General features: G+C 31.7%; 19 protein-coding genes. 7 read left to right on the forward strand and 12 right to left on the reverse strand.

Annotated elements, in window-relative coordinates; genetic code table 11:
• The first annotated feature begins 66 nt into the window (after window positions 1–66).
• Window positions 67–756: a hypothetical protein gene (locus tag QGM60_RS06685; protein WP_281139467.1), complete on the forward strand. Its 690-nt coding sequence runs from the start codon at window positions 67–69 to the stop codon at window positions 754–756.
• A gap of 7 nt (window positions 757–763) precedes the next feature.
• Here QGM60_RS06685 and QGM60_RS06690 read toward each other — a convergent pair whose 3' ends face one another.
• On the reverse strand, window positions 764–1,348 hold the full coding sequence (locus QGM60_RS06690; RefSeq protein WP_281139468.1) for a hypothetical protein: 585 nt from the start codon (window positions 1,346–1,348) through the stop codon (window positions 764–766).
• Window positions 1,349–1,423: 75 nt separating this feature from the next.
• Window positions 1,424–2,728 carry an anthranilate synthase component I family protein gene (locus QGM60_RS06695; protein WP_281139469.1) on the reverse strand — a complete coding sequence of 435 codons (1,305 nt, stop codon included), beginning with the start codon at window positions 2,726–2,728 and terminating at the stop codon, window positions 1,424–1,426.
• 81 nt (window positions 2,729–2,809) lie between these two features.
• Here QGM60_RS06695 and QGM60_RS06700 point away from each other — a divergent pair, with 81 nt between their 5' ends.
• Window positions 2,810–3,700 carry an aldose 1-epimerase family protein gene (locus QGM60_RS06700; protein WP_281139470.1) on the forward strand — a complete coding sequence of 297 codons (891 nt, stop codon included), beginning with the start codon at window positions 2,810–2,812 and terminating at the stop codon, window positions 3,698–3,700.
• A gap of 37 nt (window positions 3,701–3,737) precedes the next feature.
• Window positions 3,738–5,093 carry a DEAD/DEAH box helicase gene (locus QGM60_RS06705; protein ID WP_281139471.1) on the forward strand — a complete coding sequence of 452 codons (1,356 nt, stop codon included), beginning with the start codon at window positions 3,738–3,740 and terminating at the stop codon, window positions 5,091–5,093.
• Between the two features lie 106 nt (window positions 5,094–5,199).
• On the opposite strand, the gene QGM60_RS06710 is transcribed toward QGM60_RS06705, so the two are convergent.
• The 5 genes from QGM60_RS06710 to QGM60_RS06730 all read right to left on the reverse strand — a co-directional run bounded on the left by QGM60_RS06710 (window position 5,200) and on the right by QGM60_RS06730 (window position 7,923).
• Complete coding sequence (locus QGM60_RS06710) at window positions 5,200–6,033, reverse strand: hypothetical protein (RefSeq protein ID WP_281139472.1); 834 nt, start codon at window positions 6,031–6,033, stop codon at window positions 5,200–5,202.
• A 36-nt stretch (window positions 6,034–6,069) separates the two neighbouring features.
• The gene (locus tag QGM60_RS06715) at window positions 6,070–6,243 is read right to left on the reverse strand and encodes a hypothetical protein (protein WP_281139473.1); all 174 of its coding nucleotides are present in this window, start codon (window positions 6,241–6,243) and stop codon (window positions 6,070–6,072) included.
• Window positions 6,227–6,814 (reverse strand): sigma-70 family RNA polymerase sigma factor, encoded by a 588-nt coding sequence (locus QGM60_RS06720; RefSeq protein WP_281139474.1) that lies wholly within the window; start codon window positions 6,812–6,814, stop codon window positions 6,227–6,229. Before QGM60_RS06720 ends, QGM60_RS06715 begins: the two co-directional genes overlap by 17 nt.
• Before the next feature lie 219 nt (window positions 6,815–7,033).
• Complete coding sequence (locus QGM60_RS06725) at window positions 7,034–7,435, reverse strand: DUF2721 domain-containing protein (RefSeq protein ID WP_281139475.1); 402 nt, start codon at window positions 7,433–7,435, stop codon at window positions 7,034–7,036.
• A 95-nt stretch (window positions 7,436–7,530) separates the two neighbouring features.
• Window positions 7,531–7,923 carry a MotA/TolQ/ExbB proton channel family protein gene (locus tag QGM60_RS06730; protein ID WP_281139476.1) on the reverse strand — a complete coding sequence of 131 codons (393 nt, stop codon included), beginning with the start codon at window positions 7,921–7,923 and terminating at the stop codon, window positions 7,531–7,533.
• A gap of 192 nt (window positions 7,924–8,115) precedes the next feature.
• Here QGM60_RS06730 and QGM60_RS06735 point away from each other — a divergent pair, with 192 nt between their 5' ends.
• The 3 genes from QGM60_RS06735 (at window position 8,116) to QGM60_RS06745 (ending at window position 10,551) form a co-directional block, all read left to right on the forward strand.
• Window positions 8,116–9,186: a histidine kinase gene (locus QGM60_RS06735; protein ID WP_281139477.1), complete on the forward strand. Its 1,071-nt coding sequence runs from the start codon at window positions 8,116–8,118 to the stop codon at window positions 9,184–9,186.
• Window positions 9,179–9,892 (forward strand): LytTR family DNA-binding domain-containing protein, encoded by a 714-nt coding sequence (locus QGM60_RS06740; RefSeq protein WP_281139478.1) that lies wholly within the window; start codon window positions 9,179–9,181, stop codon window positions 9,890–9,892. Before QGM60_RS06735 ends, QGM60_RS06740 begins: the two co-directional genes overlap by 8 nt.
• A 68-nt stretch (window positions 9,893–9,960) precedes the next feature.
• Window positions 9,961–10,551 carry a hypothetical protein gene (locus tag QGM60_RS06745; protein ID WP_281139479.1) on the forward strand — a complete coding sequence of 197 codons (591 nt, stop codon included), beginning with the start codon at window positions 9,961–9,963 and terminating at the stop codon, window positions 10,549–10,551.
• A gap of 1 nt (window position 10,552) precedes the next feature.
• Here the strand turns inward: QGM60_RS06745 and QGM60_RS06750 are convergent, their stop codons facing one another.
• The 5 genes from QGM60_RS06750 to QGM60_RS06770 all read right to left on the reverse strand — a co-directional run bounded on the left by QGM60_RS06750 (window position 10,553) and on the right by QGM60_RS06770 (window position 15,276).
• Window positions 10,553–11,158, reverse strand: a complete 606-nt coding sequence (locus tag QGM60_RS06750) for a hypothetical protein (RefSeq protein WP_281139480.1) — start codon at window positions 11,156–11,158, stop codon at window positions 10,553–10,555.
• Between the two features lie 28 nt (window positions 11,159–11,186).
• Window positions 11,187–12,185, reverse strand: coding sequence for a WG repeat-containing protein (locus QGM60_RS06755; protein WP_281139481.1), 999 nt, complete (start codon window positions 12,183–12,185; stop codon window positions 11,187–11,189).
• A 167-nt stretch (window positions 12,186–12,352) separates the two neighbouring features.
• Entirely contained in the window at window positions 12,353–13,753 is a 1,401-nt protein-coding gene (gene lpdA, locus QGM60_RS06760) for a dihydrolipoyl dehydrogenase (protein WP_281139482.1), read from the reverse strand.
• Window positions 13,754–13,979: 226 nt separating this feature from the next.
• A complete protein-coding gene (locus QGM60_RS06765; RefSeq protein ID WP_281139483.1) occupies window positions 13,980–14,750 on the reverse strand; it encodes a LuxR C-terminal-related transcriptional regulator in 771 nt (256 codons plus the stop codon).
• 67 nt (window positions 14,751–14,817) lie between these two features.
• Complete coding sequence (locus QGM60_RS06770) at window positions 14,818–15,276, reverse strand: Lrp/AsnC family transcriptional regulator (protein WP_281139484.1); 459 nt, start codon at window positions 15,274–15,276, stop codon at window positions 14,818–14,820.
• A gap of 160 nt (window positions 15,277–15,436) precedes the next feature.
• On the opposite strand from QGM60_RS06770, the gene QGM60_RS06775 reads away from it, so the two are divergent.
• Window positions 15,437–16,636, forward strand: coding sequence for an aminotransferase class I/II-fold pyridoxal phosphate-dependent enzyme (locus tag QGM60_RS06775; RefSeq protein WP_281139485.1), 1,200 nt, complete (start codon window positions 15,437–15,439; stop codon window positions 16,634–16,636).
• Window positions 16,637–16,662: the final 26 nt, after the last annotated feature.

Here is a 16,662-nt window from a genome sequence, read left to right on the forward strand (position 1 = left end):
ATAAAAATCATATTGGAATACCTTCTTTATTGGTAACTTTAAAGAAGTAATTTAAAAACTATGGTTATGAGCACAATAAAAGAACTTTCGGCAAAATCTGCACAATCTACATTTGATAAAAAAGTGCTAACCGCAGTACAACACTTGCATCCTTACGTAAAACACAGAATTTACATAGCAGAATCTACAGGCATTTTGCCAAAAAACATGTATTCATCTAACGGTATAATTGATGAATGCATTATTACACTTTATAGTAATGGCTTTAATATTGAAGCTGAATACGCAGCGGTAAGACTCGAGCTTTTTAAACTTGTGGATAACTATATGAACGAACTTTTTAAGAAAGAAGTTTTTCATAAAAACACCATTAGCACAGATGATATAAGACGGCATGAAATTGCTAAACTTGGCGAAGAATACACTATAGATGCTGACTTAGATTTAATCTTAAACACTGAACTAAATGACATTTCTTACAGACAAGATATGGATAATGAATTGTATTTGTATGAAGATAAGGAAACCTCTATTTTAAGAGCTTTTGAGGTTAATGACCTATCTGTAAAACAACCAAAGAAAGTCTTTGGTCGTTTTTACAGTTGGCTTCCTATAAATATTTCTAATATTATTGATTTGTATATATTCGGTAATTTGGAATTTGAGGATATCTCAAAAATAAAGAACATTACAACATCTAGGATAGAGTTAATTTTTGATCGTGTAAAGAAAAGTTTCAGAACACATTTGGAATAAGGATTTGTTAGTTTTTTAAAAACACTATCCAGTCCCATTCTTCTGGATTACCTCCACCTACACTAGGCGTATATAATAATAATTGTATGTCGCTGTTTGGGTTACTATTTCTGAAGTCTGAAACGATTTGCAAATCATCAATCGCATTCCAGATTAAGTCATAATCTATGGTTTCTGGATAGTAGGCAAATTCATTGTACATTATTTTCTCGAATTCATCCAATGAAGGTAATGCCTCTGGGGTTGAATTATATGCAAATGCTGAAGGTTCGGTTAAATCCTGAGGATAAGATCTGCCACCTAAACCCATCCAAATTATTGAGCCGTCAAAAAGCATTTCATCTAATTCGTCATAGTACAAGGCTATATTTCCAAAATCGCCTGGTGCATGATACTCTGATGAAATGGTAAAATCTGTAGTTGAAGTATCGTAAGTATACTCTTTACCACCTTCAAAAGTGTTGGTAGTAAAATCAACTTGAAGCATTAATACTTTGTTTTGTTGAGGATCATTGTTGTTTGTCGTTTCAGAATCTTCTGAACAAGACATCGCAAATAAAGAAAGTAAAATGATGTAAATTTTCGTTTTCATAGTAATTGATTTTTTTAGTATTTACTTATAAGATGAAAAAACTAAAAAAGGTTGCACTAAAAAAAACTAAAAAAATTATTTCATTTCTAAGACTTCTCGCATAGCTTTAGCCTTAATCAGGCATTCTTCATATTCTTTTAATGGGTCACTTTGAGCCGTAATGGCACCACCAACAGAATATGAAAGGTATTTGTTACTAGCATTATAAAGAATACTTCTAATGATGACATTAAAATCAAAATCACCGTTTGGAGTAAAATAACCCACAGAACCCGAATACAAACCTCGTTTGATTTCCTCTAAGTCTTCAATAATTTTCATTGCCGAAATTTTTGGTGCGCCAGTCATACTTCCCATAGGAAACGTAGTTTTAATAATATCTACTGGGTGAACTTCTTCTGAAACCATAGACGTTACTGTAGAGATCATTTGATGCACCTGCATAAAAGAATACACCTTACAAAGCTCTTCGACCTTTACACTACCTTTTTCGGCCGTTTTAGACAAATCGTTCCGTACTAAATCCACAATCATTATGTTTTCGCTACGCTCTTTATTGTCTTTAGAAAGTGTGTTTTTTAACAACTCATCTTCTTCTGTATTTTTAGAACGTTTTGCTGTTCCTTTTATAGGTTGCGAAATTACTTTCTGAGCTTCTTTTTTAATGTAGCGTTCTGGTGACGCAGATAATAAATAGTTATTATTAAACTTTAAAAACGTTGCAAAAGGTGGTTGGGATATTGCATTTAGTTTATTGTATACTTCCAATGGATTTATGATGCTATTTTCAGCATAAAATTCTTGACAAAAATTAGCTTCATAAATATCACCTCTATGAATATGAGCCAACATTGTATTGACTTTCTCAAAATATTCATCTTTATGAATTCTTAGCTTGATTTTTACAGGTTCAGAACTATACGATTTTTCATTTACACTAGAAGTAACAATAGAGTTTATAGCCTCTAAATCATCATCAATTTCATCATCAACCATTCTTAAATATTGAATTTCCACTGTGTCTCCTTTAAACAAAAAGAGTTTCTTAGGCTGAAAAAAGTAGAGGTCGGGAAAATTCAATCCGTCGAAATTATTTGAACTTAATTTTTCAACTGTATTTTTTAAATCATAAGTGAGGTAACCAAAAATCCAATCCTTAGTGGAAGAATAATAATCTTTTAAATTTTCAAAAGCATCAAAATAATCCGTTTTTAAAGCTGTAAAAGCATCAACTGCCAAAACAGCATCATAGGAACTGTATTGGTCTTTATGTTGGTTAGAATCTAACCAAACAATATCATCAAACTGCTGGCTCCAAAACAAAATATTTTGTTTAAAAACTTCAATATCTTTTGGCTTATGAAAGGTTGTTGTTCTCAATAGAATTTTTAAATATTTTGCAAAAATAACGAGAATAGTTATAATGCAATAAGAATTGTATCTTTCTACAAAACAAACACTATGCCTACAATACAAAACGACCTCTTATCCATAGATATAAAAACTGTTGGTGCTGAACTTAGTAAGATTTCGGCTGTAAAAAATAACAATCAATTTTTATGGCACGCAGACCCTAAAGTGTGGGGAAGCCATGCACCTAACCTATTTCCTATTATTGGAAGCATGAAAGATGACAGCTATACTTATAACGACAAGCTTTACAATATGATAAAGCATGGTTTTGTAAGGCATAACGATAAAATGATTGTAAAACAACAATCTGAAACTAGCATAACTTTCTTTCTAAATTCTAATGAAGACCTATATGAAATGTTTCCTTTTCTATTTGAATTTGAAATTAATTATGAATTGAAAGACAACACAATTATAGTCCATCACACCATCAGAAATATTGACGATAAAACCATGTATTTCTCTCTTGGCGGACATCCTGCTTTTACTTGTCCTTTATATGATGATGAAGCTTACTCAGATTATATTTTAGAATTTGAGAAAGAAGAAACAAGCGAATCTTATTTACTAAATATGGAAACTGGACTTGTTACCAATAAAACTAAGCCAGCTTTTGAAAGTTCAAATACAATCAATTTACGTGGCGATTTGTTCAATAAAGATGCGCTTATCTTTAAAGATTTAAAATCTAGAAAAGTAGCTTTAAAGCATAAAACCAAAGGCGAAGTACTTTCTGTAGCTTTTGAAGATTTCCCTTATTTAGGTATTTGGGCAAAACCAAACGCACCATATGTTTGTATAGAACCTTGGCTTGGTGTTGCAGATGCAGAAGACACCAATCAGAAGATTGAAGAGAAAGAAGGAATTCTTAGTTTACCAAAAAATGACACTTTTAAAGCTAGCTATTCAATAATAATAAACCCAACACATCTCGATTAATTACAATTGTAGTAGCTTTGCCAACAAATACGATATTTTGACATTTCAAGACTTAAATCTAAACACACCACTTTATAACGCTATTGAAGACCTTGGTTTTGAACAGCCAACACCAATTCAAGCCGAAGCGTTTAACGTTGTTGCCTCTGGTAAAGATGTAGTTGGTATTGCACAAACGGGTACAGGTAAAACCTTTGCCTACATGCTACCTATTTTACGTCATCTTAAATATTCTAGACAAGAAAACCCGAGAGTTTTGGTTTTGGTGCCAACTCGAGAGTTAGTGGTACAAGTTGTTGAGGAGATTGAAAAAATGTCTAAATACATAAACAATCGTGTTTTAGGTGTTTATGGTGGTACAAATATCAATACACAAAAACAAGCTGTTGCGCAAGGTTTAGATATTATTGTGGCTACACCAGGACGCTTATACGACCTTGCAGTTAGTAGAGTTTTACAATTAAAGTCTATTCAAAAACTAGTAATAGATGAAGTTGATGTAATGCTGGATTTAGGCTTTAGACATCAACTGATGAATATCTTTGACATCTTACCTGAGCGCAGACAAAACATTATGTTTTCTGCAACAATGACTGCTGATGTTGACGAATTGATTACGGATTTTTTCATCAATCCAACAAAGATATCGATTGCTGTTTCTGGTACACCTCTAGAAAATATAAAACAAGAACGCTATAACGTTCCTAATTTTTATACCAAAGTCAATTTACTTGAATCATTACTTAGTGACAAAGATGACTATTCTAGAGTTCTGATTTTTGTGGCTTACAAGAAAATGGCTGACCGTTTATTTGATCAGCTTGAAGAGATTTTCCCAGGTGATTCTTGCGTTATCCATTCCAACAAAACTCAAAACTACAGATTGCGAAGCATAGAGCAGTTTAGTAATGGTGAACATCGTTTACTCGTTGCTACAGACGTTATGGCTAGAGGTTTGGATATTGATGACGTTACCCATGTTATTAATTTTGACACACCTGATTATCCTGAAAACTACATGCATAGAATTGGTAGAACTGGTCGTGCAGAGAAACAAGGCCATGCTTTATTATTTTCTACCGAAACAGAACAGGAAGCTAGAGAAGGTATTGAAGCTTTGATGCAAATGAAAATTAATGTCATGGAACTTCCTGAAGACGTGACAATTTCTACTGAACTTATAGAGGAAGAACGTCCCCAAATTCGTGAGCGCAACAACCCAACTAAGCGAAGTGCTGAGGATATACCTGGACCTGCCTTCCATGAAAAGAAAGAAAAAAACAAAAAGGTAAACCTTGGTGGTTCTTATAGAAGAGAAATCACTAAAAAGTATAAAAAACCCAAAACACGAGGAGATAAAACCTTCAACAAAAAGAAAAAGAAACGACGCTAATAAATAAAAAAACCTCTTCTATTCTGAAGAGGTTTTTTATTTAGAATATCAAGTACTGCAGGACCGTATTTTATTTCAAGGAAAAATAAAATCTATAACCCTAACCTTATAGTTGATCCTGCACTTGTACCTGACTTTCTATAATATCATTTATTGGAACTATAAGTTTTCCTTTGGCATTTTTAAGTATAACCGAAATACTTTTCACCTCCACAACTTCATAGTTTTCATTATTAAAAACGATTTTTTGTCCAACTTCATACATTTTACGTGCATAAAATGTACTTAATAGTTTACTGATAATCTGTCTTGCTCCCAAACCAAACGCTAATGCAAAAGCTAACAAAAAAGCAGTTATAATCATATTAACGTTGTCTGTTATGATTTGCGTATTTATTCCTGCTTGATTTAAAGCTGTAATAGAAATAAAAGTCAATAACATAAAGAAAACAACTTGACTGATGATTTTCCCACCTGACATGTCCATAGAATCAAAAAGAGACTTCAATCCTTTCTTTACAAAATTTGCCAATAGCATGCCAACAATAAAGATTACTAAAGCCGCAAATAACTTAGGTGAATAGGATAATAATTCACTTATTTGGTTAGATATAATTTCTAATCCTAAAATGTCTGAAACCGTTATGAATATTACGATATACAACAACCACTTCACAAAATTTGAAACGATTTTTATGGTATCAAATTTTAATGTTTTGTTTTCTATAATTTCTATATCATTGAGTTTATCATCTAGTTTATTGGCTTTGGCTAACTTCAATAATTTCTTTAAAAGTTTCACTAAAATTTTTGTGACTAACCAACCTACAATTAGTGCTATTAGTGCATAAATTAATGTTGGGAATACCTTAGTAATTTCCAACCACATATTTTTTAAAGATTGTATCGCTATATCATTAAATTCTGTCACTTTTTCCATGCCTATATATGTTGATTGATTGTAGTTTTTTAAATATTATTGTTTTCTTTTTTTACTTACAGTTTCTATAATATGTCCTAAATTATATGAAAATAATTCCGCTATTTCCATAAGCAACTTTGCCATGGCAATGTCGTGCATTACCTTAGCCTTAAGCTCTTTTGGCACCTCTTTTAAAGGTTGGTTTATTTGCTTAAACGGATTCTCCATTTTTCATAAAATTGTTGTACTTAAGTACAAGTTTATCTTTTGCTCTTTTTAAACGCATTTTTACAGCGCTTTCACCAATATCTAAAGCTTCAGACAATTCTTTTATAGAAAGATTGTCTTGGTACTTTAGCAATAAGATCATTTTTTCTTCAGGATCTATTAATTCCATAACACGTTTTAGTTGTTCTACTTTCATTGTTTCGAACTCACGTGTAGAATCCACAGCATCACCAATATTTTCAATAATTTCAGAGCTTACAGATTGTTTTTCAATCTTTTTTGCTGTGCTTCGTGTTACATAATTAACGCAGTGGTTATATGTAAAAGCATATAACCATGTTGAAAATTTTGAACGCCCTTTAAAACTACCCAGCTTTACAAACACTCTTAAAAATACATCTTGAGTTAAATCTTCCGCTTCGTCTTCACTATTGGCAAACCCATAACACTTGTTATAAACCATCTTAGCAAATCTATCGTAGAGAACTTCAAACAACAATGTGTCGTTAGTTTTCACGATAGCTTCTACGAGAGCCTCATCAGTTAGGTTATGAGCAGCATCTTGTGTCAATGATTTAAAAAGTCTATTTTTAATTAGTTGTTTGCTTTTAAGACACCTCTAATGGATTGAAGTCACATTTCTTTTGAGAAAAATTCTTACAATTCATGAAATAAAATTCATTTTATTAGTAAGCATCTTATCATCAAACATTTACAATATAATTTTTTTTGAAAAAATTGTATTCTTTTTTAGAATGAAATTTGAAAGCGATAAAGTTGAAGTAATATTTTATCCTAAATCGTCCTCGATATCTTGAAGGTGATGCTGAAGTGCCTGAGCAGAAATTTGAATTTCTCTTATTAGTAGAGCAAGCGAAACAATTAAAAGCAGTAAAGCCACTCCAAAAATCCAGATAGCAATTACATGCTGGTGAATATAAATCAAGAACATTGTGAGGACACAAAGTAATAAACTTGTTATACCAAATATTTGCATGTAGCGCGTTAAATCTAGACGTTTTTTTAAGTTGTTAATTTGGCGAATTATAGATTTTTGAGGCTTTTCTTTATAACGTTCGCTCAAGTTTCTTATCACTGCAGCATAGGCTAAAAAACGATTGGTATAAGCTAACATTATCAAAGATATAGCCGAGAATAAAAGTGCCGGAGTTGTTAGGGTTAATTCTTCCATAAGAAACTTTTTACAAAATTACAGAAATGATACTTAACCATAAAAAAAGCGAACTTTAAAAGTTCGCTTTTGATTAAATTATATGCTTTTAAGATTTACTTTTCTGGTGCTGATATCCATCTTAAAATTAAAATACCAAACCTAGAAATAACAAAACTAAACAACCCAAATGTTGCTGTTAAAAGCGATACCTTTAAACCTCCTGCAAACATTGCTGGTTCTGGACTTCCCATAGCTTCAACAGAATCAAAAGCCATAATCAAGCCTATTACCGATCCTAAAAAGCCCAAAACCAAACCCAATAAACTACTATCTACTGCTAAGCGTAGCATTTTTTGAGTTTTTGGCGGATTCTTTTTAAAGCTTATGAAGCCTATAACCAAGAGCGTAATGGATAAAAGAAAGCAAATTAATATTAAGCTCATAAAAAATGGACCTCCTTCTCTAAAGCGATCCACAAATGGGTTTATAATCATTAGTTCGTTCATAATTGATGATGTTTTAGTTAAACTTGGTTCAAACTTAAAGTTAATCTGAAGTCAAATTTTTTAAATGCGACAAACGACCGGTTTTATACTCGATTATGCAAAATGCTAAAACCATTGCTAAATCTGTCATTCGTCTACAAACTCATCTTTCTGTATAAAAATATGGTATTATTGTAATATAAGTTGAATTAAGTGCTTAGTAAAAAATTCATATTAAGAAAAGTTGGGCAATTTGTACTTCACATTTTGTTTTGGTGTGTGGTACTTCTATTCTTTACCTATTTTTTTGGTGTTGGCAGCAATAACTTTTCAGACACACTACTCTACTCTATTTTCTTAATGCCTATTACTATTGCGCTAACCTATGTTTCTATATATAAGCTAATTCCTGATTACTTAATTACGAAGCGTTATTTTAGGTTTGTGATTTACAGCATTTATACGCTTATCATTTCAGCTTATTTGGTTATGGTTTCTATATTTTTTAGTCTGATTTACATATCAAACTTTGAGTATGGAGAAATGAATCCTCTCACCGGAAATATTCTCTTTGTTATGACAGGAATATATCTGGTAACCTTTGTTGTTAGTGCTTTTAAATTAATGAAACTTAACATAATTGCATCTAGCAAAACCAAAAAGCTAGAAACTAAAATTTTAGAAACACAACTAAAGCTTAAAGAACAAGAGTTGAATTATTTGAAAATGCAAATTCATCCTCATTTCTTGTTTAATACACTAAATACCATGTATGGGTTCGCTTTAAAAAAAGCAGAAGAAACACCTGAAATGATCTTAAAACTTTCTAACCTTTTAGATTATTTGCTATATCAGGTCGATAAACCATTTGTAAACCTTATTGATGAAATAAACCATATTGAAGATTATATTGCTTTGGAAGAAATGCGCTTTAATGAAACGCTAAATGTTACGGTGACTAAGAAAATAGACTCTAATAACATTGAAATTGCTCCTATGCTTTTTATCCCTTTTGTAGAAAACAGTTTTAAACACGGAAGAATAAAAAATGGTAAATTGGATGTGAATATAGATATACAAGCTACATTGAAGCGTATAAAGTTCAATATAACTAACACCTGTGCAGATTTTCAAAATTACAATGAAGGTATTGGTTTAGAAAATATTAAAAAACGCTTAGAGATGTTATACCCAAATCAATACGATTTAGATATATCTTATGATAATGATCAATTTAACGTTGTATTAGTTTTACAGCTAAAATCTAGCTTACCAAATGCTTAATAAAATCTCTTGCATAATTGTTGATGACGAGTCTATTGCTAGAGACATTATTGTGTCTCATCTGTCAAAAATTGATTCTATTGAAGTTGTGGCTACATGCAAAAATGCTATTGAAGCTTTTAATATTCTAAGCTCTAAAACAGTCGATTTAATATTCTTGGATATAAATATGCCTGAGATTTCGGGTATAGCATTTGCTAAATCCATCAATAAGGACGTTAAAATCATTTTCACCACAGCCTATCGAGATTATGCTGTAGAAGGTTTCGATTTGCAAGCGGTAGACTATCTTTTAAAACCCATTTCATTTGAGCGATTGGTAAAAGCGGCAAATAGATATTTTGAAGTCCATAATACTCTTAAACAAACCGATGTTTTACCGGATGAAACAAACACTTTTATTTTTGTAAGAGCGGACAGAAAAATGATAAAAATAGATTTTGATTCTATTCTATATATTGAAAGTTATAGCGATTATATTAAGATTCACTTAGACAACCAAGACACTATTGTTACCAGAGAAACCATTAGTGCCATAGAAGCAAAATTACCGAATAACAGCTTTTTAAGAATTCACCGCTCTTTTATTATTTGTCTTGAAAAAATACAATCATTTACCAATGAGCATATTACCATTAATCGTAAAGCTTTGCCAATTAGTCGAAGTTATAAGAAAGATGTTTTGAAAACGCTAGAAAAATATTAACTTTAGTCTAATAATTACCCCATTTTTACGTTTTTATAGCAGTTGCTATTTTTGAAATTACCGTTTTAATGAAAGAATACCTACACGAAACAATTCCTAATCTCAAACCCTTTGATTATTCGCGTCATTTTGAATCGCATTTAATCAATCAACAATGGGTTTTGGTGAATGGTATTTCAAAAAAGAAATCGACCTACACTTTTAGAGAAGACAATATTTTAGAAATAGAACGAAAAGATGATGTTATAAAAACGTCATGGAATCTCAGCCTTCTAAACATTTTCTCAATAGAGACCGAAGATGGACTTATTACCGTTAAAGCTTATTTTAAAGATGATGATGTTTTAGTTTTAAATCATCAGGATAAAGAAGAATTTGCACTTTTTATAAATACTACCAATTATGAAAACGAACTTAATTCGGTAGATGATGTTCAGGTTTTCTTAAGAGAAAAATACAAACAAAAAGTGAGCAAGTTAATTCACAAACATGAGTTCTACTACATAGAACAGTCTAAAGAATACGGCCCTTTTACTGTTGAAGAGCTTGCTGAAAAAGTTAAGAAAGATGAAATAAGTGTCTACTGCTTTGTTAGAGATGTTAACGAGGATGATTATAGTAAACGCTTACGCATACAAGATTTAATAAAGGAATTATAGTTTATTCCCTAAAACGCTTGCTCAACAACATCTGTTTAGCTTTATTTTTAACACCTTTACTTGCACCATTTTTTTCTAATTCTTGTACAGTATATTTTTGAATTTCAGTATAATCCAATAGCAAATCCTGTAACTTCTTGTGATTAGAATTTATAATATCACGTATTATATTTTCTGTTGGTCCTTGATCCATTAATTGCTGTCTAATGGCTTCATTTGGTAAGTCTACAATACCTGGTTCTAGTAAAATTCGCTTATCAACATAAGGCTTTAAGTGAAATAGCAAATCATTAATCTTATCAACTAATTCCAGTCTATTTTTAGTCTTAAATTCTACTTCCGGAGAATCCCATAAACCCTCATACTCCATCTCATTAGTTTTTGAAACAAAATTTGGTAATAGATGAATTACTTGTAGTTGATAAGCTCCTTTTATATCACATTCAGGTTTCCAACAGACATCAATAGCTTTGAGACGTGTTGGCGAATTTATAAGCAGTAAACTTCCAGAAAATTCATGGATAGTTTTCTCTGTAGGGTCTGTTTCCGTTAACAAGTTCCACTCTACAGACCAGCCTGCTGGTATTTTTAAGGATTGAAGATTCATTTTTTTAAATTATTAAAGTCAGCTTTATTTAGTCTTCAAACCAAATAGCTTGCTTATAATACGGATAAGGTAAATCATCTGTGGTTTCGTACTTAAATGTATACTTTTCTTCTCCTGTTAACCAATTTACCCAGCCCCATTTTCCATTTTTTTTAACGGCTAATTTTGACACACCATCTACATCGTATTTTTTATAATCTTCATATTCACATGGCACTGATTGCTTTGCTTTATCGTGATAACTCCAATAAGACAAATACATACCTACTTTATCTTTGTTGTATACTGCTGTGTACTTTGCATTGAACCCAAAATTAGAAATACTGTCGTACTTTGCAGGAATAAGTGTTCTTATATCATTTTCACTCAAGGACTGATACATTCCCCATTTTTTAGTGACTTTGTTTCTTGCCTTAAATACTCCATCGCCATTACCGTCATCAAAAATAAGGACATCTGCTTTTAATGCTTTTTTAGATGCTACAAAGATATCTTTTGCCCAACCTTCTATCTGTATCAAAGGCACATCATCAGGGTTTTCAAAAGTAGGATCAACTAATATAACATCTTCAAACCAATCTACTAATCCCCATTTTCCATTGTCTTTTATAAGCGCATAATATCTACCATCAACCTCCTTTAGTTTTACAGCATCATAGACACATCTTACGCTTTCTGTAGCATCATGTATTTCATATGGATTTAAAAGAATACCGTATTTCTTTTTGATCTTTACAATGATAAAAGGCTCCATATCTTTAAACCAGCTGATAGAATCGAACTTTGGCGCAATTACTTCATTAAAAGTGATGACTACTTCACCTAAATCATAATAAGCATCTATATTATAAACTCCCCATTTTTTGGTGGATTTCATTTTTACTTTTGCTAAGTTGGATGAACCAGTAATCCATTCAATATCTTTTCCTTTTATTTTTTTTAAGATTTTTTTGTCCGAGACTTGCTGAGCTTTGATATTAAGAGCAAAATTCAATAAAATTATTAAGACAATATAACTGTTTCTCATAACCTACACTATATTCTTTTGATATTTGGCTTTGATTTCAAAAATTGTACCGTTTCTTTTTCTTTATTTTTTTTTACGTCTATTTTAAAACAAAAAAAGCGAACCATTTTGGTTCGCTTTTTTAGATTCTGAAACAAGTTCAGAACGACAATATCAATATTATATATTTAAACGTGTAAAGCTCTATCATCGGTAGCTGCTAATGCTGCTTCCTTAATTGCTTCTGTAAATGTTGGATGTGCGTGAGACATACGAGAAATATCTTCTGCAGATGCTCTGTACTCCATTGCTACAACAGCTTCTGCAATCATATCTGCCGCTCTTGCTCCAATCATATGAACACCTAATATTTCGTCTGTACTCTTATCTGCAAGAACTTTTACGAAACCATCAATATCCATACTTGCTCTTGCTCTACCTAAAGCACGCATTGGAAACTGACCAACTTTGTAGTCTACACCAGCATCTTTTAATTGCTCTTCCGTTTTACCAACAGCAGCAACTTCTGGCCATGTATACACCACACCTGGAATTAAATTATAATCAATATGAGGTTTTTGTCCTGCTAATGTTTCTGCTACAAAAACACCTTCTTCTTCAGCTTTATGCGCCAACATTGCACCTTTTACAACATCACCAATAGCATAAATATTTGAAGCACTTGTTTGTAAGTGATTATTAACTTCAACTTGTCCTCTATCATTAAGTTTTACACCTGCTGCTTCAGCATTTAAGCCATCTGTATAAGGACGACGACCAACTGAAACCAAACAATAATCTCCTTTGAACTCTACCTCTTCACCTTTTTTGTTATCTGCTTTTACAATTACTTCATCACCTTTACGCTCAACAGACTTCACTTTGTGAGAAGGATTCATGCTGAATTTAGCTTTCTTTAAAACCTTATTCAACTCTTTAGATAAACCTCCATCCATGGTTGGAATAATTCTATCCATATACTCAACTACAGTAACTTCAGCACCTAAACGCTTGTATACTTGTCCAAGCTCTAAACCAATAACTCCACCACCAATAACTATTAAATGCTTCGGAATTTCTTTTAGTTTTAAAGCTTCTGTTGAAGTAATGATACGCTCTTTATCCAGTTCAATAAACGGTAAGTTTGAAGGTTTACTACCAGTAGCAATAATGGTATTTTTGGCTTCAATCTCTGTTTTTTCTTCACCATCAATACTAATGTGAGTTGCATCTTTAAAGCTTCCTAAACCTTGGTAAACATCAATATTATTCTTTTTCATCAAGAAATCAATTCCACCAGTAGTTTGGTCTACAACAGCTTGCTTACGAGCAATCATCTTTTCTAAGTTGACTTTTACATCTCCAGGAATTTCAATACCATGCTCTTCAAAATGTTTTACAGCATCTTCGTAATGATGTGATGAATCTAAAAGTGCTTTACTTGGTATACAGCCTACATTTAAACATGTACCTCCTAGAGTGGAATATTTTTCTATAATTGCAGTTTTCATGCCTAGTTGTGCACAACGGATTGCTGCTACATAACCACCAGGACCTGATCCAATCACTGCTACATCGTATGAATTCATAAGTGTTTTTTTGATGTTAATTTTGTCTTAGACAAAAATACAATTTTGATTAATGATTACCGAAAGACTTTTACTAAATTTAGGAAGTTTCTGTAAAAAAATAGTCCATAAGTTTAAGACTTTACAAAGTCTAAACAAATGGACATATTCCCTAAGAATTAATAGCTATTCAAAATTGCGAATAAATACGTAGTAACACAATACTCAATATGAGTATTTATGTTGATTAAAGCCAGTGCTGATTGACTTTTAGCATCCCAACAAGTTCACCTGTTGAGGATATATTTAGCTTTTTAAGAATGTTTCTGCGGTGAGTATCAACTGTATGCGGACTAATATTTAGTTTATCTGATATTTCTTTACTAGTATTATTTAATACTAATAATCTAATAACATCACGCTCTCTATTACTTATTCCTTCATCAAGTAATTTTTGAGAGAAATTATTGAAATATACCGTTTCGTACTCCTTATTGTCATTAAGTAATTTTGCAGATGCGGTAATTTCCATCTTAATATCAGGATGTAAAACTGTATAATGTGCCAATCCTATTATAGGTTTTCCACTAGCATCAAATACTAAAGGTGTTGTATTCTGTACAATATTCACATAGTCTCCATTAGCAATTTTAAATCTAAAGTTCCATGTGTAATTAGCGTCTTGTCTTTTGCTTTCAGAAATTTCACCCATTGTATATTCCATTAGATTATTAAGAGCTTTTAGCCAAGCTTCTACATCATCTGGATGAATTCTGCTCCATAGGTGGCGCATTCCTTTATTTTTAAGCTCATTAGGATCTAAACCTGTACAGGATGCATAATTTTTACTTATATATTCAAAGGTTAAATCTTGAGTATTGGTAATACAAAAAAATGTAGAGCTATACGGTAAAAAACTATCCATCTCAATAATTTTTTCGATGTGTTTTTGTAGAGAGGGTTTGTCGTACGACTCAAAAATAGTTTTGTAAAGTTCTTTGATTTGGTGATGATTCATATAACAAAAGTATAGTTTTAAGGAGAACTTATTTAGTCTAAAGTTATTATAAAAAATTTAAAGATTATTAAAGAACTACAGCTGTGGTATGTTTAACTTCATTAATCATAAACATACTGTGTGTACTACCTATATGCTCTAAGGTTGTGAGCTTTTTTACAATAAACTCTCTGAATTCAGACATGTCTTTTACTAGTACCTTTAACAGATAATCATAGTCTCCACTGAGATGGTAACATTCTAAAACCTCCTCTAACTTACGTATTTCTTTCTCAAATTTCACAACATAGTCTTGTGTATGCTGCGTGAGTTTTACGTGACAAAAAGCAACAAAATCTTTATTTATTTGCTTTTTATTCAACAAAGCTACATACTTACTTATTACTTTATTGTTTTCAAGTTTTCTTATACGCTCATACACTGCTGTGACAGATAAGCCTAAAGCATTTGATAGTGCCTTGTTAGTTTGCTTACTATCTTCTTGCAATAGCTTTAATAGTTTCTTGTCTAAATCATCTAATACCATGCTTAATTTTTTTTCTTATTAAAATCTGAAGCTGACTGTATTTTAGTTTTATTTTCTTTTAAAATACAAAATAACAGTTTTATTTTCTAAATAATCATTTTACTATTGATAATATTTCTAAAACACATGATCTTTGAGTAACTAATAAAAACTTTTGATTATGGATTTTAAACCAGCTAACAATATTCAAGATTTACAATACTTTGGTGAATTCGGAGGTGTAAATCCTTCTATTTCAGATTCATCAACCTACACATTCTTATCAGCAAAAACAATGTTCGATACTTTTGAAGGTAATGCTGAAGGCTGTTATTTATATTCTCGTCATTCATCACCTTCTAACTTATATTTAGGTGAAGCGCTTGCTGCTATGGAAGGCACGGAAACTGCTACAGTTACAGCTTCAGGAATGGGTGCTATAACTCCTGTATTGTTACAGCTTTGTGGATCTGGTGAGCATGTAGTAAGCAGTAGAACTATTTATGGAGGTACTTACGCTTTCTTAAAGAATTTTGCTCCAAGATTAGGCATACAAACTTCATTTGTAGATATTACCAAATTAGATGTTGTTGAAGCAGCCATAACTCCAAAAACAAAAGTTTTGTATTGTGAGTCCGTTAGTAATCCGTTATTAGAAGTTGCTGATATTAAAGGTTTAGCTCAACTAGCTAAAAAATACAATTTAAAATTAGTTGTGGATAACACTTTTTCTCCATTATCAATTTCACCAGCAAAATTAGGAGCTGATGTTGTAATTCATAGTCTAACAAAATTTATTAATGGATCTTCAGATACTGTTGGTGGTGTCGTTTGTGGTACTCAAGAATTAATAGATCAACTTAGAAATGTAAATGATGGAGCTGCAATGTTACTAGGTTCTACGATGGATAGCCTACGCTCTGCTTCTGTTCTAAAAAACCTAAGAACACTTCATATAAGAATGCAACAGCACAGTTATAACGCCAAATATCTTGCCGAAAAATTTGAAAATGATGGTTTAAAAACCGTCTATCCTGGTTTACAATCACATCCTTCTCACGCATTATTCAAATCTATGATGAATGATAAATACGGTTTTGGAGGCATGATGACTATTGATGTTGGCTCGTTAGATAAAGCCAATGCTTTAATGGAACTTATGCAAGAACAAAATTTAGGCTATTTAGCGGTTAGTCTAGGATTTTACAAGACTTTATTTAGCGCACCAGGAAGTTCTACATCATCTGAAATACCAGAAGAGGAACAACAAGAAATGGGATTAAGCGATGGACTTATCCGCTTTTCAATTGGTTTAGATGCTGATATTGAGCGTACATACAATATGATGAGAACCTGTATGGAAAAACTAAACATACTATAAACTGAAATGGCTTAAAGAAATCTATT

It is taken from the genome of Winogradskyella sp. SYSU M77433 (assembly GCF_029911945.1).
GTDB lineage: Bacteria > Bacteroidota > Bacteroidia > Flavobacteriales > Flavobacteriaceae > Winogradskyella.

Bases quoted from the DNA above. Each gene is read 5' to 3' on its own strand.
- QGM60_RS06700 (WP_281139470.1), top strand. From the start codon at position 2,810: ATGCCTACAATACAAAACGACCTCTTATCCATAGATATAAAAACTGTT.
- QGM60_RS06690 (WP_281139468.1), bottom strand. From the start codon at position 1,348: ATGAAAACGAAAATTTACATCATTTTACTTTCTTTATTTGCGATGTCT.
- QGM60_RS06765 (WP_281139483.1), bottom strand. From the start codon at position 14,750: ATGAATCATCACCAAATCAAAGAACTTTACAAAACTATTTTTGAGTCG.
- QGM60_RS06755 (WP_281139481.1), bottom strand. From the start codon at position 12,185: ATGAGAAACAGTTATATTGTCTTAATAATTTTATTGAATTTTGCTCTT.
- QGM60_RS06745 (WP_281139479.1), top strand. From the start codon at position 9,961: ATGAAAGAATACCTACACGAAACAATTCCTAATCTCAAACCCTTTGAT.
- QGM60_RS06725 (WP_281139475.1), bottom strand. From the start codon at position 7,435: ATGGAAGAATTAACCCTAACAACTCCGGCACTTTTATTCTCGGCTATA.
- QGM60_RS06770 (WP_281139484.1), bottom strand. From the start codon at position 15,276: ATGGTATTAGATGATTTAGACAAGAAACTATTAAAGCTATTGCAAGAA.
- QGM60_RS06730 (WP_281139476.1), bottom strand. From the start codon at position 7,923: ATGAACGAACTAATGATTATAAACCCATTTGTGGATCGCTTTAGAGAA.
- QGM60_RS06685 (WP_281139467.1), top strand. From the start codon at position 67: ATGAGCACAATAAAAGAACTTTCGGCAAAATCTGCACAATCTACATTT.
- QGM60_RS06750 (WP_281139480.1), bottom strand. From the start codon at position 11,158: ATGAATCTTCAATCCTTAAAAATACCAGCAGGCTGGTCTGTAGAGTGG.
- QGM60_RS06775 (WP_281139485.1), top strand. From the start codon at position 15,437: ATGGATTTTAAACCAGCTAACAATATTCAAGATTTACAATACTTTGGT.
- QGM60_RS06740 (WP_281139478.1), top strand. From the start codon at position 9,179: ATGCTTAATAAAATCTCTTGCATAATTGTTGATGACGAGTCTATTGCT.
- lpdA (WP_281139482.1), bottom strand. From the start codon at position 13,753: ATGAATTCATACGATGTAGCAGTGATTGGATCAGGTCCTGGTGGTTAT.
- QGM60_RS06715 (WP_281139473.1), bottom strand. From the start codon at position 6,243: ATGGAGAATCCGTTTAAGCAAATAAACCAACCTTTAAAAGAGGTGCCA.
- QGM60_RS06710 (WP_281139472.1), bottom strand. From the start codon at position 6,033: ATGGAAAAAGTGACAGAATTTAATGATATAGCGATACAATCTTTAAAA.